The following is a 24,019-nucleotide window of genomic DNA, read 5'->3' as shown; positions in this document are numbered from 1 at the left end:
GGGCGGTGACAGGAGAAGAATGGTGTCAGGTCAGCAGGGTTGGGCTGGTGATAGCACTCCGCCGCATCCGGCGGCTCCCCGTCCGCAGAAGCCGAGCTCCCTGGTACGGCCCTATGCCGTGACCGGGGGGCGCACCGCGCCGCGGATGAAGTTCGCCATGGAGGCACTCGTGTCCTCTGTGACGTCGGAATACCAAGACATTTCCCTACTAAGTCCGGAGTATCAGGCGATCATTAACCTGACCCGGAACGTCCGGTCGGTCGCCGAGATCTCCGCCCTTTTACGCCAGCCTCTGGGTGTGGTCCGGGTGCTCATCGCCGACATGGCGTCGGAGGGCCTGATCCGCGTGCACCAGCCTGCGCTGGACGCGGGAAAGCCGGACCTCAACTTGCTCGAAAGGGTTCTCAGTGGACTTCGCAGGCTCTAGCCCCGGCCTAACCTCGACGAAGATCGTCGTGGCAGGGGGCTTCGGCGTGGGCAAGACGACGTTCGTGGGAGCGGTCTCGGAGATCCTGCCGCTCACCACGGAAGCGGTCATGACGGACGCCTCCGCGCACGTCGACGACGTCTCGCTCACGCCGAACAAAACGACCACGACCGTGGCGATGGACTTCGGCCGGGTCTCGCTCGACCGTGACCTGATCCTCTACCTGTTCGGCACCCCCGGACAGCACCGCTTCTGGTTCATGTGGGACGACCTGGTACGCGGCGCCATCGGCGCGGTCGTCCTCGTCGACACCCGCCGCCTGGCCGACAGCTTCCCGGCCATCGACTACTTCGAAGAGGCGAAACTCCCGTTCGTCATCGGCATCAACGGCTGGGACGGCAACTTCGCACACGCGGAGAACGAGATCAGGGAAGCCCTGTCGATCGGCGACCACATCCCGATCGTCCGCCTGGACGCCAGGCAACGAGAGTCAGTCAAATCCACCCTGATCACCCTGGTGGAGCACGCCCTGACCCGCCACATGCACACCCCGGTCTAAGGGGCTCTCGTACGGGTGCCGCCGCTGTACTTTTCGGAGTAGGTGGGCAGCGCGGCACCCACCCCTTGCCCATCCGCCGAGTGGGCCGTTGGAGCCCGCCCCGATAGGGCCTCGCTCCGCTCGGACGCCCTTTCTTCTGGCGCCTTCCGGCGCACCCCGCGCCTTCCGGCGCCCGGGAAGGCCCGTCCCTTGCCCATTACCGGTGGGACCCGCCCGGGCCTGCGCGCCCTTCCATGAAGCAGCGTGGCGATCCAGGCCATCTCGCCTCCACCACCCATGGGCACGTTTGAGATGGCAAGGCTGCGGACTTCATGCTGCTCCGATCCATGCGCCGGAAGTATTCCTCTCGCTCCGAGGCGGCCTGCGTCACCCCTGAGGGGGGCCGGATCTCCCGGGTCTCGAACTCCATCGCACTCCCCGAGTTGGGCTGTGTACGTAGCACCCGTTCCTGCAACAGTGGCAGAAATGCGGCGAATCTTGGCGGCATTGGCGCTTTTTGCGGACTGGGCTGGATGGCAGGCGACGGAGGACCCGGTAAGCGAAAGGAGATTCATATGCGCAAGCTGCCTGCAATTCTCTCTGCTGTCGCGGCCGCAGCGATGGTCGGCCTGGCGGCGCCGCCGGCCTACGCGATTGACAAAGTGACCTGTCGTGACGGTGCAGGCTACTTGGAAATCTACAACGAGACGCGCCACTGCTTCGCCAACGCGGGGCGTACGAATGTCTACATCACGAACGTCAATATGATCGCTGCGGGCAACAACAACGTCACCATCTACTACCGCGTGAACTCGAACACCACCTCGTCTGCCCAGATGAACAAGTGGGCAGTCGTGGACTGGCGGGAGTTCCGTCTGACCATCACCGGCATCGAGATCCACTGAATCGTTGGGAGGACTTCGCATGCGCACACTGGCCGTACTTTCCTCCGCGGCGCTGGCCGCTTCGATCATCGGCGTCACCGCCACCCCGGCGCTGGCCATCGACAACGTACGCTGTAGTGACGGCGCGGGGTACACCGAGATCCACAATGAAAAGCGGCACTGCTTCGCCAACGCCGGCTGGCAGACGGTTTATATCGCCAACGTCCATCACGTAAAGGCAGGCAATAACCGAATCATGATCTCGTGGTACACCACGAGTGGTGCGTCGGGAGGCGGAACGATGGAGAAATGGCAAGAGCAGGACTTCAGTCCTCGAGTCATCATCAAGCGGATCACCATTCTCTAGCCTTACGCGGTCTGCCGTGCATGTAGGAGCCCGAGACCGGGGCCCGCGTCGTTGTGATCGTGTCGTTCTTCGCGACGGCGATCTTCGGTCTCGGTTATGCGGTGCAACGGTTCAGCCGGCCGACAGGGAGCACTCGCCATTGCCGCGGCTCCCTTGAGGACGGCATCGAATCAGCCACCGGACCGCCAGAGCGCGAGCCGCCCAGAAAATGACCAGGCCGGTGGCTCACCCGCAGCCTCTCAGGCTGCTGGGGACCCGGGGGAGAGCTCGGGGAGTTGCGGGCGGGTGCGGTAGCGGCGGCGCTGGTAGAGGTAGAAGAGGACGAGGTGGACGGCGGCGGTGAGCAGGCCGAGGATGGCCAGGGCGGGCAGGAGGGTCGCAGCCAGGGGAGCGAACGCCGGTGAGGGCGGCGCGGCGAAGCCGAGTGCCACCAGCGAGCTGGACAGCGCCATCACGTACAGGGTGGCGCGGGCCGACTCCTCGCTGGTGGCGGTGCTGATGGCGGTCTGCAGGACGAAATGCTCCGTGGTGAGCGCGGACATGAGGGCGGGATCGTCGTTCGTCATGTAGATGATGCTCCCCGCGGGAGAGACCGTCATGAACGCGAGGCCGGGAAAGTGCTCCTCCGCCCAGCCGGTGACGGGCGGGGTGCGCCGGCCGGTTCGGTCTTCTTGCCTTCAAGCCGGCTCGCTCGGTCTCACCTTCAAGCCGACCCGCGCGGTCTTCTTGCCTTCAAGCCGACTTGAAGGTGTTGACTGCGGGCCATGGAAACGCGATCAGCGAGCCTGCCATGGCAGCAGTGAAACAGCGGATCATCAGGACCCTCGTCGGGCAGTTCCACCGTCCTCGGGGTGCGGTGGGGCGGGTCGTCGGCTGGGTGATGGCGCACCGCTCCTCCAACCGGCGCCGCAATCTCTGGGTCGCCTCGCTGCTCGGCGTGCGGCCCGCCGACCGGATCCTTGAGGTCGGCTTCGGGCCGGGGGTCGCGATCGCCGAGCTGAGCCGCCGGATCGGTGAGGGGGGACACGTCTACGGCGTCGATCACTCCGAGGTGATGCTCCGGCAGGCGAGCCGCCGCAACGCCGCCGCCATCAAGGGCGGCCGGGTCACGCTGACCTGCGCCCCTGTGGACGATCTGCCATCCGCCCTGAACGGTCCCTTCGATGTGATCTTCGCCGTCAACTCCCTCGGCCACTGGCCCGCTCCCGCCGAGCGGGTGAGAGAGCTGGGCGGACGGCTCGTTCCCGGCGGCCGCCTCGCCGTCGTCTCCCAGCCGCGCTGCCCCGGAGCCACGGCCGAGACCTCGGCCAAGGCGGCCCGCGAGATCCAGGATCTCCTCGAAGGCGCGGGCTTGATCCACGAGAGGACCGAGACCCTCGACCTCGATCCGCCCGTCGTCTGCGTCCTGGCCACGCGATCCCGCCACTGAGCCTGCGGGTTGTCATGCTTCGTGCGAACGGGCCGGGCGGGCAGGAGCCCGGTACGCTGCCGATCATGAGCGAGGGGCGAATGGACTTGGCATTCCGACCTGGCCTACTACGTCGAGCGGTATCACGTGCCGCTGGAGCGGCGTTTCGTCGAGCGGGTACGTGCGCTGGAGGGAGTGCCGCCGGCGGTCGGCCATGCCGAGCTCGTCGCGATGGAAGAGGCGATGCTCGGTGACCTCGATCAGGACGGGCCCGCTCATCAGCGACGGACTCTACGGCCTTGAAGCGCTTGCGTCACTCGGTGGGGAACGCGTCGCCGGTGGACGCGGGCTTGTGGGCCGAGAACGTCAGGCCGTCGCTCACGCCGAGCGTGATGTCGACGTACCCGAGCGTCTGAAGGCGTACGAGGAAGGAGGCGGGCTCCACCGGGTTGTAGGTGTCGCCCTCGTGGAACTGGTGCAGGGCGTGGCTGGGGAGGCTGTCGGCTCCGACGAGCACGCCGCCCGGGCGCAGGACGCGCAGGACCTCCGACAGCAGGCGGTTCTGGAGCGCCACGGTCGGCACGTGGTGCAGCATCGTGAAGGCCGCCGCGGAGTCGAACGAGTCGCCGGGGAACTCCAGCGAGGCCCCGCTGCCCTGGCGGATCTCGACGTTGGTGCCGGCGTAGCGCTCTGCCAGCAGCGAGGCCGCCTTGGCGTCGATCTCCACGGCCACCAGGCGTTCGACTCTGGTGCGCAGCCATTCGGTCGCCGCGCCCGGCCCGGGCCCGACCTCCAGCAGCTCCTTGCCGAGCCGGGCCTGGGCGATGGCCTTCGGCAGCACGTTGTCCTGGAGGTGGGCGGCCCACTCCGGGCTCGCGCAGAGTTGTGCGTGGTTGTGGTTCATGAGTGTCACGGTAGGGAACGGCGAGGGCGTCTGAAAGGACGTAGGCTTCCACGTCATGTCGCCAAACGGACACGGCGTCGCGCTCGTGCTCATCGGGAGGTTCCCGATGCCGGCGCGGACGCGCTTCGCCCGGCACACCCACCAGGTGCACCAGCTGGCCTGGGCGTCCAGCGGCACGCTCACGGTCGCCGCGGACGCCAGGACCTGGGTGCTGCCGACCACGCGGGCGCTCTGGATCCCGGCCGGGGTGCCGCACGAGGTGATCGCGGCGAGCCACAGCACGATGACATCCCTGTACCTGTCCGAGCCGCCGCCGGGCAACGCAGCCGAGCGGTGGGCCGAGCCTCAGCCGGTCGAGGTCACGCGGCTGATCGCGGAGCTGATCCTCTTCCTGGACGACTCCGAACTCGACGCCGGCCGCCGGGCGCACGGCGAGACGCTGCTGCTCGACCTGCTGGAGCCGGTGCCGATGACCACCCTCGACGCTCCGCTGCCGGCCGACCCGCGCGCCCTGGAGGTCGCACGGGCGATCATCGAGGAGCCTGCCACCGCGCTCTCGCTCGACGACTGGGGCCGCCGGGTCGGTGCCTCGGGGCGTACGCTCGCGCGGCTGTTCCTGTCCGGTTCCGGCATGCCGTTCGGGCGGTGGCGTACGCTCGTCCGCCTCAACGCGGCCTTGCCCGCTCTCGCCGCGGGGGAGCCGCTGAGCCGGGTGTCGCGGGCCGTCGGGTACGAGACGGTCAGCGCGTTCGTCGCGGCCTTCCGGCGCGAGACCGGTGTCACGCCCGGCGCGTACTTCAGGACCGGCCGGCCGCCGGCCGGTCGAGGGGCTCCGTGACCCGCATCGTTGCCCGGCGAACGCGGACACCGGCGATCAGCAGCACGGCCGCGCAGCCGTAGCCGAGGACCATGAGGAGAAGCCACGCCATCGACGGGAGCAGCCTGGCCTCCCATCCCGTGCAGTCGGCCATGAGGAAATACGAGAACGCCATGAACGTCCAGTGCAGCGTGACCGCCGCCACGAGCACGGCCGCGATCACCCCCGTGAACGTCCCGAGCCGTCGCCCCGGCAGGCTCGCGACCACACCCGAGAGCAGAACGCTCACCATCGGCAGGGCGTTCAGCAGATACCAGCGCAGCGGGGTCTGCACCTGGAGGCGGAACTCCCACCAGATCTCCTCCACCTGGGACCACAGCGCGGCCAGCCCCGAGGGAAGAGGGCCGTAGCCCACGCACCCCACCGATCCGTCGCTCACGAACAGCGCGGGCAGCCATAAGGACAGGAAGCTCAGCAGCGCCGCCATGAACGCTGCCAGCCACCATCGGAGATAACGCCACCGTGACATGACCCCTGCCCGCACGTGACTCGAAGGTGATCAGAGGCAGTCATTGTGCCAGCAGACAGGCGGTGGGTCCCCGTTCAGCCCGCGGGGAGAACCGCTACGAGATAGTCCGCCAGCTCGCCCGGCCGCGACAACATCACCATGTGGCTGCCCGGCATCTCGTCCGGGACGATGCCCAGCCGCTCCTTCACATGGCGGCGCACGAACTCGGGAGTGAAGAACCGGTCGTCGCGGCAGAGCAGGTACCTCGTCGGGACCTCCGGCCAGGCGGTCAGCGGCCACGGCTCGTAGTAGGCGCGGTCCATGTCCATCTTCTCGGCCAGCGCGCGGTCGTGGGCCAGCACCCGCTCGCCCAGTTCCCGGGGGACGTCGTGCAGGTAGAGCTCGTACTCGTCGTCGATGCCGGACGTGGCGTGGCCGGTGCGGGCCCACCAGTCCGCCGGGGTCTCGGCCGGGCTCGGGATCATGGCGGTGACCAGGACGAGCGCGGCGGCCTTGGCACGCTCGGCGACGAGAGGGCCGACGAAGCCGCCCCACGAGTGGGCCACCACCACGAGGGGCCCGGGCGTGCCGGCCGCCTGGACGACGGCGTCGGCGTAGTCCCAGAGCCCTGCCTGGGGGTCGGACGTCGGCAGGTCCACCGCCACCGTGTCGTGCCCGCGATCGCGGAGCGCCGCTTCGACCAGGTGCCAGTCGAACGCGCTTCCGCCGCCGCCGTGAATGAGCGCGAAGGTTGTCATGACGGTAATGACCGGCGGCGGCACGAAAACTCATCGGCGCCGTCCACGCCGCTCGGGCCGCTCGGGCCCTCCGCGCTGTCCGTGCCGCCCGTACGGCACGGGCCGGCGGGCGCCGCGTACCTGAGGCGGGACGTCACAGCCGCGACAGCAGCTCAGCCTTCTTGGCCTGGAACTCCTCCTCTGACAACACCCCGGCGTCCCGCAGCTCCCCTAGCTTGGCGATCAGTTCGGCCACCTGGATCCCGCGGGCCACGGGCAGGCTCCGCCGGGGAGCCGGGATGGCGGCCAGGACGGCGGCGGCGAAGGGCAGCGACTGGTGGGTGGCGCCCCAGCCGAGGCTGAAGACGACCGACGCCGGGTCCTTGTTCGGGTCGGGGGACATGCGCCGGCCGCGCGGCTTCAGCCGCAGCGAGCCGCTGGCCCCCTCGGGCGCGTGCCACTCGACCCCCTCCAGGTCCGCGACCGGGTAACGCTGGTCGCCCGCCGAGTACTTGGCGGCGGACGCCCCGGACCAGAACCAGGTGAAGGTGACGTCGGTGCCGTCGAAGGAGGCGGCGCCGTCCCAGCCCTTGAAGGCGCGCGGCACCGGCGGAGCGGCGATGAGGAAATGTTCGGTGGGCCCGCGGTCGGTAAGGGCCGCGCGCAGTTCGTCCGCGTAGTAGTCGGCCAGTGTCTCCCTGGCGGTGGGCAGCACCAGCCGGAAGGGGTCGGCGGGCGGTTTGAGCTGGCCGGCCGCGGCGGTCAGGACGGGGTCGGCGCCCTGCCTGGGCAGCACGCGCAGCACCACCGTGCGGTGCCGGCCCGGTGTGAGCGTGACGTCGGCGATGGCCGCGTAGGGAACGACGCGTTCACCGAGTGCGGCGAGAAGTTTGGGCGCCTTGCCGGGTTCGGGGGTGATGGTGAGCGATTCCGCGCCGAACGCCCAGGTGCAGCCTCGGCCCGCTAAGACATCCGCCATGCCTTCAGCGTACGAGCCGGGAACGCGCTCGCTCGTGCCTTTCAGCACAGCGGTCCGCGAGCACAGCGGTCCGCGAGCACGGCGGTCCGCGAGCACGGCGGTCCGCGAGCACGGCGGTCCGCGAGCACGGCGGTCCGCGAGCACGGCGGTCCGCGAGCGGGCAGGGGCCGCCGATGCTGGAGGGAGGCCCCTGGCCCGGGGAGGTCAGACGGTGGCGTGGCCGCGGACGAGCCGCCCCACCTCGGCGCGCAGGTGCACGAAGTCGGGGTGCTCGCGCGTCGAGATCTGGTCGCGCGGCCCGGGCAGGTCCACCTTCAGGTCGCCCACCACGTGCGCGGGCGCCTTGGACAGCACGACCACGCGGTCACCGACGTAGACGCTCTCGTCGATGTCGTGGGTGATGAGCACGATCGTCATCTGGTGGTGGCCGCGGACCTTGAGCACCAGGTCCTCCAGGTCCTCCCTGGTCTGCGCGTCCACCGACCCGAACGGCTCGTCCATGAGCATCAGCGTCGGCCGGTACGCCAGCGCCCGCGCGATCGCGACGCGCTGCTGCATGCCGCCGGAGAGCTGGAACGGGTACTTGCGGCCCGCGTTGGCCAGGCCCACGGACTCCAGCGCCTCGGCGGCGGCCTCGCGGCGCTGCTTCTTGTCCATGTTCCTGCGGCGCAGCGGCAGGGCCACGTTGTCGGCGACCGACATCCAGGGGAACAGGGAGCGGCTGTAGTCCTGGAAGACCACGGCGAGGTTGTCCGGCGTCTGGCGGACGAGGTTGCCCTCCACCCTGACCTGCCCGCCCGTCGGCTGGATCAGGCCGGCGATGGAGCGGAGCAGCGTGGACTTCCCGCAGCCCGACGGCCCCACGATGCAGAGCAGCTCGCCGGCTGCGACGCTCAGGTTGAGTCCTTCGATGGCGTGGTGTGCGTTGGGAGTACCGCCGCCGTACACGTGGGAAAGGTTGTCTATCTCGAGCATGGAATTCCTAGGGGGCGAGACCGCGGTCAGCACGGCAACTCTTTCGGAGTCTGAATTGACTCTAGCGGAGCGGTAAATGCTGGACATGTCAGTCAGGTAAACCTAATCTGGCGCGATCTTACTCTCGCACGTTCCTGGCTGCCATGGGGGTCACAGGCTCAGACACTCCACGACTCCCTTTCGTTCAGCGCCCGCACGTCGGCGTCGGAGAGGCCGCGCTGGGCGGCCTCCATGGCGGCCAGCTCGCCGGCGGTGAGCACCTCGCCGATGTGGGTGAAACCGTCCGGCGCGCGCTCGGTGACCAGCGTGATCGTTCGCTCGATGGGCAGCGACCGGTGCGCGAGCACCAGCGCCGACGTGGGCGGGCGCCGCTCCGCCTCGTACGCCGCCAGGGCCGCGGCCGGGTCGTCGTACGTGGCCAGGCAGCGGGCCAGGAACCGGGCGTCGAGCACGGCCTGGGAGCCGCCGTTCGAGCCGACGGGGTACATGGGGTGGGCGGCGTCGCCGAGCAGGGTCACCCGGCCCTCGCCCCAGCGGGGGAGGGGGTCGCGGTCGACCATCGGGTATTCGAGTATCCGCTTCGTGGCGGCGAGTAATGCCGGGATGTCAACCAGCGGATACTTCCATGATGCGAAATGTCTGGACACGTCGGCGTGGCTGCCCTCGCGGGACCAATCGGCGTCCGGAACGATCCCCGGCTCGGCCACCTTTACCTCGGCCACCCAATTGAGCAGCCGCGGATTGCGCGCCGAGATGTGATAAGTCACGAATTTCGCGGCGGAGTTCGAGCCGCCGGCCAGCACCGTGGCACCGTCGAGCACCGGGTCGCTCTCCGCCACCCCGCGCCACATCCTGATCCCGCCCCACCGCAGCGGATCGCCGTACGGCCACAGCCGCGCCCGTACGGAGGACTGCACCCCGTCGGCCCCGACCAGCACGTCCACCCGCTCCCGTAGGACGCGCCCGCCCTGGCGGAGCGTGATGAGCACGCCGTCGCCGTCCTGCTCGAAGCCCTCGAACGCGACCCCGGTGCGCACCGGGCCGATCCGCTCCTCGACCGCCGCCAGCAGCGCCATCTGCAGCTCGCCCCGGTGCACGCTGTACTGGGGCCAGCGGTAGCCGGCCGACCGGCCGCGGGGTAAGGCCATGATGATGTTGCCGTGCCGGTCGGCGACGCTCATGAAGCTCGTCTCCACGCCCAGGTCCGCCAGCACCGGGCCGAGCCCCAGCTCGGTCAGCTCGCGTACGGCGTGCGGCTGCATGTTGATGCCCACCCCGAGCGGCCGCAACGTGCGCGCCGCCTCCACCACCACGCAGCCGAGCCCGGCCGCGTGCAGGCTCAGCGCCGTGCTGAGCCCGCCGATGCCCCCGCCAACGACCATCGTCCTCATGGCGCCCCCAAGACGCGACGACGTCCCCGTGGCGGGGACTCTAGTCGACCAGTTGCTGGGCGGCGTGGTGCCAGCCGAGCACGCGGCGCTCGACGACCAGGAACAGCTCGTTGAGCAGGTAACCCAGCACGCCGAGCAGCACGATTCCGGCCCACATGGCGGGCAGGTCGAAGGTCGAGTACGCGTCGGTGATCTGGAAGCCGATGCCGTTCGTGGTGCCGGGCAGCAGCTCGGAGAAGACCATGACGATCAGGGAGAGCGACAGGGCCAGCCGCAGCCCGGCGAACATCTTGGGCAGCGCGGAGGGCAGCACCACGCGGAGGAGCCGCTCGCCGCGCGACAGCCGGAACGCCTGGCAGGTGTCCAGGTGCAGCGGCTCCACGGAGCGGGCCCCGTCGGCGGTGTTGAGCAGCACCGGCCACACGATGCTGAACATGATGAACGCGAGCTGCATCCGCAGCCCGAACCCGAACAGCACCAGGAAGACGGTCACCAGCGCGGGCGGCGGGATGGCGCGCAGGAACTGCAGCACCCCGTCGAGATAGTCGTACACCCGCGCCGACAACCCCACCGCCAGCCCGAGCACGACCCCGGCCAGCGCGCCCCCCGCGAACCCGAGCGCCATCCTGCCGAGGCTCGGCAGGATGTTGCCGACGGCCAGGTCCGTGAGGAACCCTCGGGTGACGGGGCCGGAGAACCACATCGCGTGCATCCGGCTCACGATCGTGCTCGGCGGAGGGAAGAACGGATTGGCCGCCAGCCGGGTGGCGGCCTCCCAGAGCAGGACGAGCACCACCAGCACCAGCGTCCGGAACAGGGCGGTCCGCATCCCCCGCCTCCTCATGAGCGCTCTCCCAGCTGCGCGTGGTGCCAGCGGAACGCCCGCCGCTCGGCGGCCACCAGCAGCGCGTTCACCACGACGCCGAACATGCCGACCCAGAACACCCCGGCCAGGATGTCGGTCATGCGCGCGGGCACGGCGATGCCGGCGAAGAAGATGAACACGCCGACGCCCTCGCCGCGACCGGCCACGATCTCCGTGCTGACGGTCAGGATGAGCGCCACGCCGGCGGCCAGCCGGATGCCGGTGGTGATGAAGGGCGCCGACGACGGCAGCGAGACGCGCAGCAGCACCGACAGGGGGCCGAAGCCGTAGGCGCGCAGCGACTCCTTGGCCAGGGGGTCGACGCCGCGCAGGCCGTACATCGTGTTGTAGAGGATGGGCCACAGCGAGGCGTAGACCACCAGCGCGATCCGGTGCTGCAGCCCCGTGCCGATCACCAGGGCGACCAGCGGGATCAGCGCCACGGAGGGGATCGGCCGCAGGAACTCCACGACCGAGCGCATGGCCGCGTCGATGATCGGCACGCTGCCGAGCAGCAGGCCGAGCGGCACGGCCAGCAGGGCCGCCACGCACAACCCGATCGCCCAGGCGAGCAGGCTGGTCAGGGCGTGCGCGCCGAAGCCGGGATCGAGCAGCAGCGCGCCGGCCCGCCAGACGATCTCGGAGGCGGGCGGCAGGAACTCGGGGTCTGCCAGCCCGGTCCTGCTGGCCAGCTCGATGAGGACGGCGAAGGCGAGAGCCCCGGCCGCCCGGCGGTACCAGCGGGATGCGGAGGACGCCGGGCGGGGACGGGACAGGGTCTGAGCGCTCACCCGGACGTGGTGGGCGACATGAGGGACTTGACGTCGATCTCCTTCGTCAGCCACTTGGCTTCCCACATCCAGTCGGCCACCCGCTGGAGGCGGACCGGGTTGTCGCTGCTGGAGAAGTACGGGAAGACCACGGTGGCCGCGGTGGCGGCGTCGATCTGCGTGAAGTTGGGCAGCACCTTGGCCACCACCTCGCGGTTGTTCTCCATGAGCTTGGCCGCGTTGTGGATGGCCCGCTGGAAGGCGGCCGCCGTCTTCGGGTTCTTGTCGTACCACTCCTGCGTGCTGACGTAGCCGGAGATGGGGAACTCGGCGGCGGGGCCGGAGGCCGGGTCGAGGATCTTGCGGGCGCCCATGCTGGAGGTGGCGGCGGTGACCATGGGCTCGCCCAGGTAGGCGGCGTCGATCTGGCCGCCCTTCCACGAGGGCATGATGTTCTGGAACGTCACCTGGACGTACTTGATGGTGGCCGGATCGACGTTGTTGGCCTTGAGGACCTGGGTGAGCGCCAGCTCCTGGAAGTTGTGCAGGACGTTGACGTTGATCGTCTTGCCTTCCAGGTCCTTCGGCGTCTTGATGGGGGAGTCGGGCAGGGCCATGATGCTCAGCGAGTCGGGGGCCGCGCGAGAGCCCTCGGCCAGGATGCGCAGTCTCAGCGCCTGCTTGTCATGGGCGGCGAACATCGACACGTAGTTGCCGAACATGGCGTCGATCTCGCCCTTCACCATCATGGGGATGGCCTCGGGAGCCGCCTGGACGACCTCGGGGGTGACGTCCAGGCCCTCCTGCTCGAACAACCCCTGGTCGATGGCGACGTAGATGGCGGCACTGTCGATGGCGGGCAGGGTTGCGATCTTGAGCTTCGTCTTCTCCAGACCGGCGCCTGCGCCGGCGGCGGCGGCGGAGGGCGGCGCGCTGGCGGTCGTTTCGGTGCCCGTGCTGCACGCCGCGGCGCCGAGCGTCAAAGCGAACCCGATGATGGCGGCTCTGGCGGAACGGCCAAGCCTCATGTCAGGGACTCCCTTCGGGTGGAGCCAGGGGGGGACCGGGTGGCTTCTGCTCCCGGGGGCTGTGTGCCTGACGCACAACAGGGATTGACCGTAGCACCAAATGGGTGGTCATTATCGCGAAGATATCACTTGTGGTTGCAATGTCCGTTTGCCGCTATATCGTGAAAATTTGACGACCTGCAAGAAAGCTGGTGTTTGTCCGGTTTGGGAAAGGGGGTGACTCGGGGGACATCGGTTGCTGGAGTGGCAGACCATTCGATCTTTTCTGCGAGTCAGGATGGGGCCCGCGGAACGATCAGTTGTTGCCGCATTTCCCCTGGTAGAAGGCCACTTACCGATTCTGTCGGATTTTCTGGACATCTAGGGATAAACACCTCATCGGGGCACTAATAGTGGTTGGCCCTGGTCGACCCGTGTGCTCAAATGGCGCTTATCTCGATGGACGCAATTGCCCGACGTGAAACCCCGCATGTCACCGAGAATTCCCTCAAGGGCGAGAGGTTGCGAAGGCAAGTGAGAACGCAGAGCGCTGAAGCTTCCGCTGACCGCGAGCCGCACGGCCATCAGAAGCGACGGCTGCCCAATCCGCCTTCAAAGCGATTCGGATTGGGCAACTGGCACGTGCGGTCGCGCCTCATCGCGCTGATCGTCGTTCCGACGGCCGTCGCCGTGGGCCTGGGCGGGCTGAACGTCGTCACCTCACTCAGTGACGCCAACACGTACCAGACCCTCAGAGAGGTCGCCGAGCTCAGCGAGCAGCTCGGAGCCGTCACGCACGAGCTGTCCTTCGAACGTGACGAGACCGCGCTCTTCATCGCCCAGGGGCGGCCGAAAGACCGCGAGGGGCAGCTCGGCACCACCCACAGCCAGGTGAACAACCTCATCGAGGACGCCAAGCAGCGCGCGCTCGCGCTCAGCGAGACCCACGCCGAGGCCGTACGGCCGGTGCTGCGCCGGCTGGAGGAGATCCCGACGCTGCGCGAGACGGCCGTCAACGGCAAGATCCAGCCGCTGCCGATGATCCAGAAGTACTCGCAGATCATCGCGCGGCTGCTGCAGTTCCACGACCAGGTCGGCCAGGTGGCGGTGGACGACCAGGTGGCCGACAGCGCCAGCGCCATGGCCGCCATCTCGCGGGCCAAGGAGCAGGCCTCCAAGCAGCGCGGCATCCTGGCCAGCGCGCTGGACAAGCGGGGGTTCGACAGCGGCGAGCTCGACGCGCTCACCGACGCCAAGTCGCGCGAGGAGAGCGAGGAGACGCTGTTCGGCGTCCTGGCCGACCTCGACCAGCTCGAGCTCTACCGCAACACCGTCGTGGGCAGGGACGTCGACCAGACCGACCTGTTCCGGCTGCGCGCCATGGCGCAGTCGGCCGAGGGCAAGGAGCTGAGCATCGGCGTACGGCCGGACCGGGACGTGGCCACCTGGTTCGAGGTCAGCACCGGCAAGATCGACGCGCTGCGGACCGTGGAGAAGGAGCTGTCCTCCTCCGTCATCCTGCGCGCCCGCGCCCTGGAGGAGGCCGCCAACCGCTCGGCGCTGATCTCCGGCGTGCTCATCCTGATCCTGCTGATCGTGGTGATCGCGATCATCTCGCTCATCGCCCGCTCGCTCATCAGGCCGCTGCGCCGGCTGCGCCGCGAGGCGCTCGACATCGCCGGGCAGCGCCTGCCGGAGACCGTGCAGCAGCTCCGCGAGAGCGGTGACGGCACGGTCGGCCCGGTCGTGCCGATAGGCGTGGACACTCACGACGAGATCGGCGAGGTGGCGCGGGCCTTCGACGAGGTCCACCGCGAGGCGGTCCGCCTGGCCGGCGAGGAGTCCAGGCTGCGCTCCAACGTCAACGCGATGTTCGTGAACCTGTCGCGGCGCAGCCAGACGCTGGTGGAGCGGCAGATCACCCTGATCGACGGCCTGGAGCAGGGCGAGCAGGACGAGCAGCGGCTGGGCAACCTGTTCAAGCTGGACCACCTGGCCACCCGCATGCGCCGCAACAGCGAGAACCTGCTGGTCCTGGCCGGCCAGGACCCGCCGCGCCGCTGGAGCCAGCCGGTCAAGCTGGTCGACGTGGCCAGGGCGTCGCTGTCGGAGGTCGAGAGCTACGAGCGGGTCGTGCTCCAGGTCCCCGACGGGGTGTCGGTGGCGGGGCAGGCCGTCAACGACGTCATCCACCTGCTCGCCGAGCTGGTCGAGAACGCGCTGTCGTTCTCCCCGCGCGAGACCAGGGTGACGGTGTCCGGCAGCCGGATCGACGGCGGCGGGGTGATGCTGTCGATCACCGACTCCGGCATCGGCATGACGCAGGAGGAGCTGGTCCAGGCCAACGAGCGCCTGATGGAGGCGCCCAGCGTGGACGTGTCCGTCTCGCGGCGCATGGGCCTGTTCGTGGTCGCCAGGCTGGCGCACCGGCACGGCATCCGCGTCCAGCTCCGCCCGCACGCCTCAGGCGGGCTGACCGCGATGGTGCTGATCCCGGAGAACATGCTGGGCTCCCAGGCCCCGAACTTCGCCGGGATGCCGTCGTTCTCCGGCAACCAGCCCCCGTCCTTCTCCGAGAACCAGCCCCCGTCCTTCTCCGGTGACCAGCCTTCGTCGTTCGGCGATCAGCCGCCGGCCTTCGCGGGCGCGGCGGCGGGTGGTCCCGGCGGGCCGGGCGGCGAGCCGTACTCGGGGCCGCATCCCGCCCCACCGGCCACCGACTGGCCGCAGCAGACTTTCCAGATGGGCCCGGGACACCCGTCGTTCCCGTCGAACCCGGAGGCCGGCGGCAACTGGGGGAGCGCGGGCTCGCCCTGGCAGCCGGATCCGTCCGCCTGGCCGCCCGAGCCGCGCAGCGGCTTCCAGAGCGGCGACGTCTGGAGCCCGCCCCGCGGCCCGGCCTGGAACGGCGAGCGCGGCCTGCCCAAGCGACCCGTCCCCGCGCCGCCGCCAGGCGGCTGGAGCCAGGACACCAACCCGCCGCAGCGACCCGGGTTCGACTTCCAGGACACCGGGTCCGAGCCAGGCGCCAGCCCCATGCCGGCGGCACCGCCCGCGTCCGCCGGCGACGACTACCTGCCGATCTTCGCCGCCGTGGAGTCGGCCTGGTTCGGCCGCGACGCGAACGGCGCGAGCTGGGGCTCCTCGAAGTCGGACGCGGGCTGGAGCGCGGCGGAGGCAGTGGTGGAACCGGTACGTGACGGCGCGACGGCGGCGGGCCTGCCCAAACGGGTGCCCAAGGCCAACCTGGTGCCCGGCTCGGCCGACGCCTCCGCCTCCCCGCAAGGGGTGATGCCGCTGCCCTCGGTCTCCCCCGACCGGGTGCGCAACCGGCTGTCCAGCTTCCAGCAGGGCTTCAGGGCGGCCCGCGACGACATCAGCGAGGGCAGGGCGCTCCCGCCTTCCGGCCAGAAACAGAGTGAGAGAGAGGAGGGCGGCGTATGAACGACCTCAGCCACGCGGCACGCGGCGTCGACTGGCTGATCACGGACTTCGTCAGCACGGTCCCCGGCGTGGCGCACGCGGTGGTCGTCTCGTCCGACGGGCTGCCGCTGGCGGCTTCGGCGGGTTTTCCGGCTGATCGGGCGGATCAGCTCGCGGCGATCGCGTCGGGTCTGGTGAGCCTGACGCAGGGTGCGGCCAGGGTGTTCGAGGGTGGTGCGGTCAATCAGACGATCGTGGAGATGCAGCGCGGTCTGATGTTGATCATGTCGATCAGTGATGGTTCGTGCTTGGCGGTGCTGGCGGCGCCGGACTGTGACATGGGTCTGGTGGCGTATCAGATGACGCTGATGGTCGATCGCGCCGGTCAGGTGCTGACTCCGGCTGTGCGCGCCGAGCTGCGTGCCAGCCAGACCAGGTGATGTACGTGACAGACCCGAGATGGAACAGCGGCGGTTGGGCCCCTCCGCCTCAACCCCAGTCCCAGTCGCAGCTGAATCCCGACCCCGCATCGCCCGTCCGCCCGTACGCGGTGACAGGTGGACGGACGGCACCGCGGGTCAAGCTGGCGATGGAGGCCCTGGTGTCCTCGGCGACCGCCGAGCAGCGGGAGTTCTCCCACATCACGCCGGAGTACCAGGCGATCAGCCAACTGTGCCGGCAGGTCCGGTCCGTGGCAGAGGTGTCGGCCCTGCTGCGGATCCCGCTCGGCGTGGTGCGGGTGCTGATCGCTGACATGGCCGCCGAAGGTCTGGTCCGCGTGCATCAGCCACAGCTGGACGCCGGCAGGCCGGACGTAAATCTGCTCGAAAGGGTGCTCAGTGGACTTCGCAGGCTCTAGCCCCGGCCTCACCTCGACGAAGATCGTGGTGGCTGGAGGTTTCGGGGTGGGCAAGACGACGTTCGTGGGAGCGGTGTCGGAGATCATGCCGTTGACGACGGAGGCCGTCATGACGGACGCCTCCGCCGGGATCGACGACCTCGGCATGACACCGCTGAAGTCGACCACGACCGTCGCCATGGACTTCGGCCGGGTCTCCCTGGACCGTGACCTGATCCTGTACCTGTTCGGCACCCCCGGGCAGCACCGGTTCTGGTTCATGTGGGACGACCTGGTCCGCGGTGCCATCGGCGCGGTCGTGCTGGTCGACACCCGTCGTCTCGCCGACAGTTTCCCCGCCATCGACTACTTCGAGGAGGCGCAGCTGCCGTTCGTGGTGGGCATCAACGGCTGGGACGGTCAGTATCCGCACAGCGACTCCGAGGTGCGCGACGCGTTGACGCTGGCGCCGCACATCCCGATGGTCCGCCTGGACGCCCGCAAGAAGGACTCGGTCAAGAACGCGCTGATCCAGCTGGTCGAGCACGCGCTGACGGTACGGATGGCGGTCCCCGGCTGGGGCGGCTGACCCCCGTGGCGAGCCCCGGGTGCGTTGACGCGGGGCCGATCACATGATCACAATGGCTCCCGCCGAGCATCGCAGGAGCCCGCACCGCATGAACGTGAGGAACCCGATCACCGGGCAATCCGACAGACCGCTCGCTCCGATCCCGCCCGATCGGCTGGCCGCCGTCGCGGCCGGGCTGCGCGAGCGGGCCCCCGCCTGGCAGAACGCCGATCGAGGAGCGGTCCTGGCCCGCTTCGGGGCCGCGCTGGCCGATGACGACGCCCTGCTCTCCGCCCTGGTGGCCGACACGGGCAGGGTGGGGGAGTCGCTGCTGGAACGCCGGCTCGTGGCCGCGCTCATCGACCGCTGGGTACGCCAGGCGCCCGCGCTGCTCGCCCCGCCCGCCGAACGTCCGGCCTCCCTGCCCGGGGTGTTCGTGGCGGGCGACGTGGTGCCGTACGAGCTGGCCGGGATGATCACCCCGTGGAACCTCCCGCTCCTGCTGGGCCTCATCGACGCCGTTCCCGCGCTGGCCGCCGGGTGCACGGTGCTGGTCAAGCCGAGCGAGGTGACGCCCCGCTTCATCGAGCCGCTGATGCGGCTCGTCCCCGCCGACCTGCCGCTGAGCGTGGTCGAGGGCGACGGGGCCACGGGCGCCGCGCTGGTGGACCTGGTGGACGCCGTCGTGTTCACCGGCAGCGTCGAGACGGGACGGCAGGTGGCGCAGGCGGCGGCCCGCGCGTTCGTGCCGGCGTTCCTGGAGCTGGGCGGCAAGGACCCGGCGATCGTGCTGGCCGGGGCCGACCTCGGCCGCGCCGCGTCCGCCGTCCTGTGGGGCGGCACCGCGAACGCCGGGCAGTCCTGCCAGTCCATCGAACGGGTCTACGTGGCCCGCGAGGTGCACGACGAGTTCCTCGACCGGCTCGTGGCCGAGGCCCGCCAGGTCGGCCTGACCTGCGAGGGCGGCCCGATCGGCCCGCTCATCAAGCCGGGCCAGGAGGACGTGATCGCCGCCCACCTCGCCGACGCCGTGGCCAAGGGCGCGACCGTGCACACCGGCGGCGGCATCGAGCGCCACGGCGGCGGCCACTGGTGCCGCCCGACCGTGCTGTCCGGCGTCGATCACGGCATGCTCGTCATGACGGAGGAGACGTTCGGCCCGGTGCTGCCGGTCATGGCGGTGTCCGGGCCCGGCGAGGCGGTCGCGCTGGCCAACGACTCGGTGTACGGTCTGTCGGCCGCCGTCTTCGCGGCCGACGAGGAGCAGGCCCGCGCCGTCGCCGCCCGCCTCCAGGCCGGCGCGGTGAGCATCAACGACGCCGGGCTGACCGCGCTCGTGCACGAGGGCGAGAAGAACTCCTTCCGCCTGTCGGGCCTGGGCGGCTCCCGCATGGGCCCCGCCTCCATCGGCCGCTTCCTGCGCCGCCGCGCCTTCCTGGTCAACCGATCCGACGCCGCCGACCCCTGGTGGCACAGCACGAAGGAGTAACCGGATGGGACTGCGCGCGGAGATGCCGCTGCTGGCCCGGCACGAGGGCGAATGGGAGGGCGAGTACCGCCACCTCGGCCCCGCCGGCGAGCTGCTCGACCGCCACCGGGTACGGATGACGTGCGAGATCCGCGACGACGCCGTCTACCACCAGACCAACCGCTACACCTGGGACGACGGCCGCACGGAGGTGCACGAGTTCCCCGGCACCTACCTCGGCGGCGGCCGGTGCGGCTTCGACACCGAGCGGCTCAAGGGCGAGTTCTGGGAGCTGGACGCCAGCACCATCTACCTGACCTGGCAGTTCAAGGGGCAGGACCTGCGCCTGTTCGAGCTGATCGTGCTGAGCGAGGACGGGTGCTCCCGCAGCCGGGTCTGGCAGTGGCTGCGCGACGGGGTGTGCGTACGGCGGACGCTGATCGACGAGCGGCGGGCCGGATGACCGCGTACACCGCGCTGGCCCTGCAGATGGAGACCCGTGTCGGAGCCGGGATCGGGGCCGCGATCGACCGGATCGCCACCCGGGTGGGCGGCTCGAAGGCATGGCTGGGGCCCGAGCTGCGCCTGGTCGTGCTGCCCGAGTACGTGCTGACCGGCTTCCCCATGCGGGAGAGCCCCGCGCAGTGGCGGGACCGGGCGGCGCTCGACCCCGGCGGCCCCGAGTACCGCGCGCTCGGCGCCGTCGCCGCCGACCACGACGTGTTCCTGTGCGTCAACGCCTACGAGCGGGACGAGCACTTCCCCGACCTGTTCTTCCAGGCCACGGTGATCCTCTCCCCAGCGGGCGAGGCCGTGCTGCGTTACCGCAGGCTGCACTCGCTGTTCTCGCCCACGCCGTACGACGTGTGGGAGCGTTACCTGGAGATCTACGGCATCGACGGCGTGCTCCCGGTGGCCCGTACCGAGCTGGGGAACCTCGCCGTGGTCGCCTCCGAGGAGATCCTGGTGCCGGAGCTGGCCCGCGCGCTGGCGTTGCGCGGTGCCGAGGTGCTCTGCAACCCCACCTCCGAGGCGTCGTCCCCGCAGCTCACCCCCAAGGCCGTCGCCCGCCGCGCCCGCGCGGTGGAGAACCTGGCCTACGTGGTGTCGGCCAACAGCGGCGGCCTGACCGGCATCGCGATCCCCGGCGACTCCACCAACGGCGGCTCCGAGGTGATCGATCCCCAGGGGCGGGTGCTCGCGCAGGCCGGGCCGGGGGAGACGCTGGTCGCCGCGGCCGAGCTGGACCTCGCCGCGCTGCGCAGGGCCCGGCTGCGGCCCGGCCTGGCCAACCTGCTCAGCCGGGTCAAGACCGGGCTGTGGGCGGAGGAGTACGCCAGGCACGACGTCGAACGGCCCGCGAAAGGCGTGCCCGATCGGGCGGAGCTCCGGGCGAGGCAGCTGGAGGCCATCGCCCGGTTGCACGGCTGAGCGTCAGGCGTCGCCGGTGCGCGCGCTCGTGTGCCAGCCCAGCACCACCCGCTCCACTCCCAGGAACGCCGCGTTGAGCCCGATGCCGAGCAGGCCGAGCAGCACGATCCCCGCCCACATGGCCGGGATGTCGAACTGGCTCTGCGCCTCCAGCATGCGGTGCCCGATCCCCTCGCTGCTGCCCACCAGCTCGGAGATCACCATCATGATCAGCGCCAGCGACACGCTCAGCCGCAGCCCGGCGAAGATCTTCGGGGCGGCGGCGGGCAGGATGATCCTGGTGAGCCGCTGCCAGGAGCTCAGCCGGTAGACCGCGCCCGTCTCGATGTACTGCCGGTCCACGTGGCGGGCGCCGTCCATGCTGTTGATCAGTACGGGCCAGACGACGCCGTACACGATCGAGGCGAGCTGCATCGGCGTGCCCACCTTGAACAGCACCAGGAACACCGGCAGCAGCGCCGCGGGCGGGACCGAGCGGCCGAAGTGCACCAGCGGCTCCACCAGCCCGGACAGCCACGACGAGCGGCCGAGCACGACCCCGAACAGCACTCCCGCGGCGCACGCGATCGCCCACCCGGCGAACAGCCTGGACAGGCTCGGCAGCAGGTCGGCCACCGCCTCGTCGGTGAGGAACACCCGCGACGCCGGCCCGGAGAACCACAGCTCGTGCAGCCGCGCCACGATCTGCGACGGCGGCGGGAAGTACGTCGCCTCCAGGGCCCGCGTCACGAACTCCCAGGCCGCCACCGCCACCGGCAGCAGCCAGTACCACGCCACCCGGCGCACGACGCTCACGTGCCCTCCCCCGTCCGCGCGTGGTGCCACCGGAACAGCCGCCGCTCACCCGCCGTGAACAGCAGGTTCGCCGCCAGCCCGAGCACGCCGGCCCACACCGTGGCCGCCAGCACCCGGTCCAGCCGGTTGGCGCTGCCCGCCAGCGACTGGAACGCCCCGATCCCGCCGCCGCCGGGCGCCAGCAGCTCCACGCTCACGGCCACGATCAGGGTGACCGCCACCGCGATCCGCACCCCGGTCGCGATGAACGGCGCCGCGCTCGGCAGGCTCACCCGCAGCGCCACCGCCAGCGGGCCGAAGCCGAAGCTGCGCAGCGTCTCCTTGGCCAGCGGATCGACGTCGCTCAGGCCGTACATCGTGTTGATGAGCAGCGGCCACGAGCAGGTGTAGACGACCAGCGCGGTCTTGGCGTCGTGCCCTTCCGGGAACAGGAACACCGCCAGCGGGATCAGCGCCACCGACGGGATCGGCCGCAGGAACTCCACCAGCGGCCGCGCCGAGCGCTCCATGAACGGCACCGTCCCGAACAGCAGCCCCGCGGGCACGGCCACCGCGATCGCGATCGCCAGCCCCAGCAGGCACGGGCCCAGCGTGGCCAGCACGTCGGTCCTGAACTGCACGTCCAGCGGCAGCGTGGCCGCCGTGGCGAGCACGTGCGACACGTACGGCAGGTAGTCGGGGATCAGCCCGGCCCGCCCGGCCACCTCGGCGGCGGCGAGAAACCCCACAACCCCCACCACGCCCAGCACACCGCGCCCGGGTCCGGCGCCGAGCACACCGCGCCCGGGTCCGGCGCCGAGCACACCGCGCCCGGGTCCGGCGCCGAGCACACCTCGCCGGGGCCCGGCGCTGATCGCGCCGCGCCCGGTCCGAGGGGTCATTCGCCGACCGACGCGAACAACCGGCCCACGTCCACCTTGGCCTTCAGGTAGCCGTAGCCGTGCATGAGGTCGGCCAGCTTCTGCACGCTGGCCCTGTCGGGCTCCATGGTGAACGTCCCGAGCGTCATCGCCGCCGCCGTGTCCGCGGGGATCTGCGTGTACGTCGGCACGACCTCGTCGATGGCCCTGCGGTCGGCCCCGGCGACCTCCTGGGCCTTGGCCAGCGCCCGGTGGAAGGCCGCGGCCGTCTTCGGGTACTTGGTCAGCCACTGCTCGGTGACGCCCCACCCGTCGATCGGCACGCCCTCGGTGACGCCGCTCGTGGTGTCGACGATCTGGGTCGAACCGCTCTTCTTCGCCGCGCTCAGGAACGGCTCCACCAGCCACGCCGCGTCCACCTTGCCCGTGGACAGCGCGCCGAGCTGGTCGGCGAACGGCACGGGGACGAACTTGACCTCCTCCGGCTTGACGCCGGCCTCCTGGAGGTGGGCGTTGGTCACCGTCTGCCCCAGCGCCTTCAGCACGTTGACCCCGACCGTCTTGCCCTTCAGGTCGGCGACCGTCTTGATCGGCGAGCCCTTGGCGACGACCACGCCTGAGACGTTCGGGGCGCCGCCCATGGTGTGCTGGAACAGCTTGAGCTTGGCCGCGCCCGAGTCGTTGATGGTCATGAGCACCACGTAACTCGTCATGAACGCGTCCATGCTGCCGTTAACGATCTTCGGCATGACCGCCGTCGGCGCCTGGATGATCTCGGTCTTGACCGTCAGGCCCTCTTCCTTGAAGAAGCCCCGCTTCTCCGCGATGAACAGCGACGCCGAGGAGGGGACCGGCACCACGCCCACCAGGAGCTGGGTCTTCTCCAGCCCGCCTGAGGACGCGGCACCGGTCGCGCCGGTCTGTCCCTCTCCTCCGCCTCCGCACGCGCTGAGCGCCAGCGCCACTGCCATACCCGCGACTACGATCCTGGTCAGTTGCATCGCCACTGCCTTTCTGAGTCCGGTGGTCCGGCGGAGGCTGGGAAGCGGTCAGCGGCGCCTGGCCTCGATGAGGTGAGCGCCCGACCCGAGTTCGACGACGTCGGTGAGAACCAGCCCCGCGTGGCCGAGCACGGCGGCGTACTGCTCGCGGCTGCGCTCGGTGCCGCCATTGAAGATCGCCAGCATCCGCATGTCAATGTCCTTGCCGAGGTGCGGCTCCTCACTGTCGGGGAGCACCACCTCGAGGATGAGGACGCGCCCTTCGTCGTTCATTGCCTCGCGGACGTTACGCAGAATCCTGACCGCATCGTCATCGTCCCAGTTGTGCAGGACACTGGCCAGCAAATAGACGTCACCGCCCGCCGGGACACCCGCGAACATGTCGCCCGGGACGACCTGCGCCCGCCCGGCCAGGCCCTCGGCCTCCAGCGTCTGCCTGGCGTGCCGCGTCACGTACTCCAGATCGAACAGGACACCACGCATCTGCGGGTTGGCGTGCAGGACGGTGGCCAGGATGTGGCCCTTGCCGCCCGCCACGTCCACCATGGTCGCGGCGGCGGGGAAGTCGTACCGCTTGACCAGGCCCTCCGTGAGGGGGATGGCCCTGGCGGTCATGTAGTCGTCGAACATCCGGCTCACGTCCGGGTTCGCGGCGAGGTGGTCGTACAGGGGGCCGTAGCGCTTCATGAACGCCGAGCCGCCCTCGCGGACGGTGGCGGGCAGCATGCCCATGGCGTACCAGAAGCTCTCCTCGCCGAGCATGCGGATCGACGAGCGGACCGAGTCGGGCACGTCCGAGCGCAGCGGCGTGCCCTTCTCCGTGAGGTCGTACGCGTCGGGCCCGGCCACCCGTACCAGGCCCATGCTCGCCAGCTCGCGCAGGACCCTGCGCAGCGAGGGGGCGTGCGCGCCGCAGCGCCCGGCCAGCTCGGCGCTGTCCAGCGGCCCCTGGGCGAGGTGGTCGGCCAGGCCCAGCTCCGCCATCGTCAGCAGGGCCGCGAAACGGGAGATGTCTCCTACGGCTCCCCATAAGAGGTCATCGGAATGCGGCATGTGTC

At 70.2% G+C, this 24,019-nt stretch carries 27 protein-coding genes; 13 read left to right on the top strand and 14 right to left on the bottom strand.

The window, feature by feature from the left end:
- Positions 1–19: 19 nt before the first annotated feature.
- The 4 genes from HD593_RS47650 to HD593_RS47635 all read left to right on the top strand — a co-directional run bounded on the left by HD593_RS47650 (position 20) and on the right by HD593_RS47635 (position 2,216).
- Positions 20–427: a DUF742 domain-containing protein gene (locus tag HD593_RS47650; protein ID WP_225272260.1), complete on the top strand. Its 408-nt coding sequence runs from the start codon at positions 20–22 to the stop codon at positions 425–427.
- A gap of 28 nt (positions 428–455) precedes the next feature.
- Positions 456–986, top strand: a complete 531-nt coding sequence (locus HD593_RS47645; protein WP_312904254.1) for a GTP-binding protein — start codon at positions 456–458, stop codon at positions 984–986.
- 554 nt (positions 987–1,540) lie between these two features.
- Complete coding sequence (locus HD593_RS47640) at positions 1,541–1,870, top strand: beta/gamma crystallin domain-containing protein (protein ID WP_185109490.1); 330 nt, start codon at positions 1,541–1,543, stop codon at positions 1,868–1,870.
- Between the two features lie 19 nt (positions 1,871–1,889).
- Positions 1,890–2,216 carry a beta/gamma crystallin domain-containing protein gene (locus HD593_RS47635; protein ID WP_185109489.1) on the top strand — a complete coding sequence of 109 codons (327 nt, stop codon included), beginning with the start codon at positions 1,890–1,892 and terminating at the stop codon, positions 2,214–2,216.
- A gap of 239 nt (positions 2,217–2,455) precedes the next feature.
- Here HD593_RS47635 and HD593_RS47630 read toward each other — a convergent pair whose 3' ends face one another.
- Positions 2,456–2,782: a hypothetical protein gene (locus tag HD593_RS47630; RefSeq protein ID WP_185109488.1), complete on the bottom strand. Its 327-nt coding sequence runs from the start codon at positions 2,780–2,782 to the stop codon at positions 2,456–2,458.
- A 224-nt stretch (positions 2,783–3,006) separates the two neighbouring features.
- On the opposite strand from HD593_RS47630, the gene HD593_RS47625 reads away from it, so the two are divergent.
- Positions 3,007–3,645, top strand: coding sequence for a class I SAM-dependent methyltransferase (locus tag HD593_RS47625; RefSeq protein WP_185109487.1), 639 nt, complete (start codon positions 3,007–3,009; stop codon positions 3,643–3,645).
- 292 nt (positions 3,646–3,937) lie between these two features.
- Here the strand turns inward: HD593_RS47625 and HD593_RS47620 are convergent, their stop codons facing one another.
- Positions 3,938–4,528 (bottom strand): class I SAM-dependent methyltransferase, encoded by a 591-nt coding sequence (locus HD593_RS47620; RefSeq protein ID WP_185109486.1) that lies wholly within the window; start codon positions 4,526–4,528, stop codon positions 3,938–3,940.
- Between the two features lie 55 nt (positions 4,529–4,583).
- On the opposite strand from HD593_RS47620, the gene HD593_RS47615 reads away from it, so the two are divergent.
- The gene (locus tag HD593_RS47615) at positions 4,584–5,366 is read left to right on the top strand and encodes an AraC family transcriptional regulator (protein WP_221525337.1); all 783 of its coding nucleotides are present in this window, start codon (positions 4,584–4,586) and stop codon (positions 5,364–5,366) included.
- On the opposite strand, the gene HD593_RS47610 is transcribed toward HD593_RS47615, so the two are convergent.
- The 8 genes from HD593_RS47610 to HD593_RS47575 all read right to left on the bottom strand — a co-directional run bounded on the left by HD593_RS47610 (position 5,326) and on the right by HD593_RS47575 (position 12,598).
- The gene (locus HD593_RS47610) at positions 5,326–5,874 is read right to left on the bottom strand and encodes a hypothetical protein (protein ID WP_185109485.1); all 549 of its coding nucleotides are present in this window, start codon (positions 5,872–5,874) and stop codon (positions 5,326–5,328) included. The genes HD593_RS47615 and HD593_RS47610 overlap by 41 nt on opposite strands.
- Before the next feature lie 74 nt (positions 5,875–5,948).
- Positions 5,949–6,611, bottom strand: a complete 663-nt coding sequence (locus HD593_RS47605; RefSeq protein ID WP_185109484.1) for an alpha/beta fold hydrolase — start codon at positions 6,609–6,611, stop codon at positions 5,949–5,951.
- A 133-nt stretch (positions 6,612–6,744) separates the two neighbouring features.
- Positions 6,745–7,569 carry a DUF4429 domain-containing protein gene (locus tag HD593_RS47600; protein WP_185109483.1) on the bottom strand — a complete coding sequence of 275 codons (825 nt, stop codon included), beginning with the start codon at positions 7,567–7,569 and terminating at the stop codon, positions 6,745–6,747.
- Positions 7,570–7,773: 204 nt separating this feature from the next.
- Entirely contained in the window at positions 7,774–8,544 is a 771-nt protein-coding gene (locus HD593_RS47595) for an ABC transporter ATP-binding protein (protein ID WP_185109482.1), read from the bottom strand.
- 158 nt (positions 8,545–8,702) lie between these two features.
- Positions 8,703–9,935 carry a flavin-dependent oxidoreductase gene (locus HD593_RS47590; RefSeq protein WP_246547121.1) on the bottom strand — a complete coding sequence of 411 codons (1,233 nt, stop codon included), beginning with the start codon at positions 9,933–9,935 and terminating at the stop codon, positions 8,703–8,705.
- A gap of 40 nt (positions 9,936–9,975) precedes the next feature.
- A complete protein-coding gene (locus tag HD593_RS47585) occupies positions 9,976–10,764 on the bottom strand; it encodes an ABC transporter permease (protein ID WP_246547119.1) in 789 nt (262 codons plus the stop codon).
- A gap of 11 nt (positions 10,765–10,775) precedes the next feature.
- Positions 10,776–11,591 (bottom strand): ABC transporter permease, encoded by an 816-nt coding sequence (locus HD593_RS47580; RefSeq protein ID WP_185109480.1) that lies wholly within the window; start codon positions 11,589–11,591, stop codon positions 10,776–10,778.
- Entirely contained in the window at positions 11,588–12,598 is a 1,011-nt protein-coding gene (locus HD593_RS47575; RefSeq protein WP_185109479.1) for an ABC transporter substrate-binding protein, read from the bottom strand. The genes HD593_RS47580 and HD593_RS47575 overlap by 4 nt, the downstream gene beginning before the upstream one ends.
- Before the next feature lie 621 nt (positions 12,599–13,219).
- Between HD593_RS47575 and HD593_RS47570 the strand changes: the two genes are divergently transcribed.
- The 7 genes from HD593_RS47570 (at position 13,220) to HD593_RS47540 (ending at position 20,305) form a co-directional block, all read left to right on the top strand.
- Complete coding sequence (locus HD593_RS47570) at positions 13,220–16,021, top strand: sensor histidine kinase (RefSeq protein WP_185109478.1); 2,802 nt, start codon at positions 13,220–13,222, stop codon at positions 16,019–16,021.
- Positions 16,018–16,440, top strand: coding sequence for a roadblock/LC7 domain-containing protein (locus HD593_RS47565; protein WP_080042345.1), 423 nt, complete (start codon positions 16,018–16,020; stop codon positions 16,438–16,440). The genes HD593_RS47570 and HD593_RS47565 overlap by 4 nt, the downstream gene beginning before the upstream one ends.
- On the top strand, positions 16,440–16,859 hold the full coding sequence (locus HD593_RS47560; protein ID WP_372513467.1) for a DUF742 domain-containing protein: 420 nt from the start codon (positions 16,440–16,442) through the stop codon (positions 16,857–16,859). The genes HD593_RS47565 and HD593_RS47560 overlap by 1 nt, the downstream gene beginning before the upstream one ends.
- On the top strand, positions 16,840–17,427 hold the full coding sequence (locus HD593_RS47555; RefSeq protein WP_148435115.1) for a GTP-binding protein: 588 nt from the start codon (positions 16,840–16,842) through the stop codon (positions 17,425–17,427). Before HD593_RS47560 ends, HD593_RS47555 begins: the two co-directional genes overlap by 20 nt.
- An 88-nt stretch (positions 17,428–17,515) precedes the next feature.
- On the top strand, positions 17,516–18,895 hold the full coding sequence (locus HD593_RS47550) for an aldehyde dehydrogenase family protein (protein WP_185109477.1): 1,380 nt from the start codon (positions 17,516–17,518) through the stop codon (positions 18,893–18,895).
- Between the two features lie 4 nt (positions 18,896–18,899).
- Positions 18,900–19,337 carry a DUF3598 family protein gene (locus HD593_RS47545; RefSeq protein WP_185109476.1) on the top strand — a complete coding sequence of 146 codons (438 nt, stop codon included), beginning with the start codon at positions 18,900–18,902 and terminating at the stop codon, positions 19,335–19,337.
- Positions 19,334–20,305: a nitrilase-related carbon-nitrogen hydrolase gene (locus HD593_RS47540; RefSeq protein ID WP_185109475.1), complete on the top strand. Its 972-nt coding sequence runs from the start codon at positions 19,334–19,336 to the stop codon at positions 20,303–20,305. Before HD593_RS47545 ends, HD593_RS47540 begins: the two co-directional genes overlap by 4 nt.
- Positions 20,306–20,308: 3 nt before the next feature.
- Here the strand turns inward: HD593_RS47540 and HD593_RS47535 are convergent, their stop codons facing one another.
- The 4 genes from HD593_RS47535 to HD593_RS47520 all read right to left on the bottom strand — a co-directional run bounded on the left by HD593_RS47535 (position 20,309) and on the right by HD593_RS47520 (position 24,014).
- A complete protein-coding gene (locus tag HD593_RS47535) occupies positions 20,309–21,100 on the bottom strand; it encodes an ABC transporter permease (RefSeq protein ID WP_312904252.1) in 792 nt (263 codons plus the stop codon).
- Positions 21,097–21,981: an ABC transporter permease gene (locus HD593_RS47530; protein ID WP_185109474.1), complete on the bottom strand. Its 885-nt coding sequence runs from the start codon at positions 21,979–21,981 to the stop codon at positions 21,097–21,099. The genes HD593_RS47535 and HD593_RS47530 overlap by 4 nt, the downstream gene beginning before the upstream one ends.
- Positions 21,978–22,931 carry an ABC transporter substrate-binding protein gene (locus tag HD593_RS47525; RefSeq protein ID WP_185109473.1) on the bottom strand — a complete coding sequence of 318 codons (954 nt, stop codon included), beginning with the start codon at positions 22,929–22,931 and terminating at the stop codon, positions 21,978–21,980. Before HD593_RS47525 ends, HD593_RS47530 begins: the two co-directional genes overlap by 4 nt.
- Positions 22,932–23,009: 78 nt before the next feature.
- Positions 23,010–24,014: a methyltransferase gene (locus tag HD593_RS47520; protein WP_185109472.1), complete on the bottom strand. Its 1,005-nt coding sequence runs from the start codon at positions 24,012–24,014 to the stop codon at positions 23,010–23,012.
- Between the last annotated feature and the right edge of the window lie 5 nt (positions 24,015–24,019).

The organism is Nonomuraea rubra (assembly GCF_014207985.1).
In the GTDB taxonomy this organism is placed as follows: Bacteria; Actinomycetota; Actinomycetes; order Streptosporangiales; family Streptosporangiaceae; genus Nonomuraea; species Nonomuraea rubra.
The sequence above is the reverse complement of the archived record's forward strand: the minus strand, read 5'-3'. Positions and strand labels throughout refer to the sequence as shown.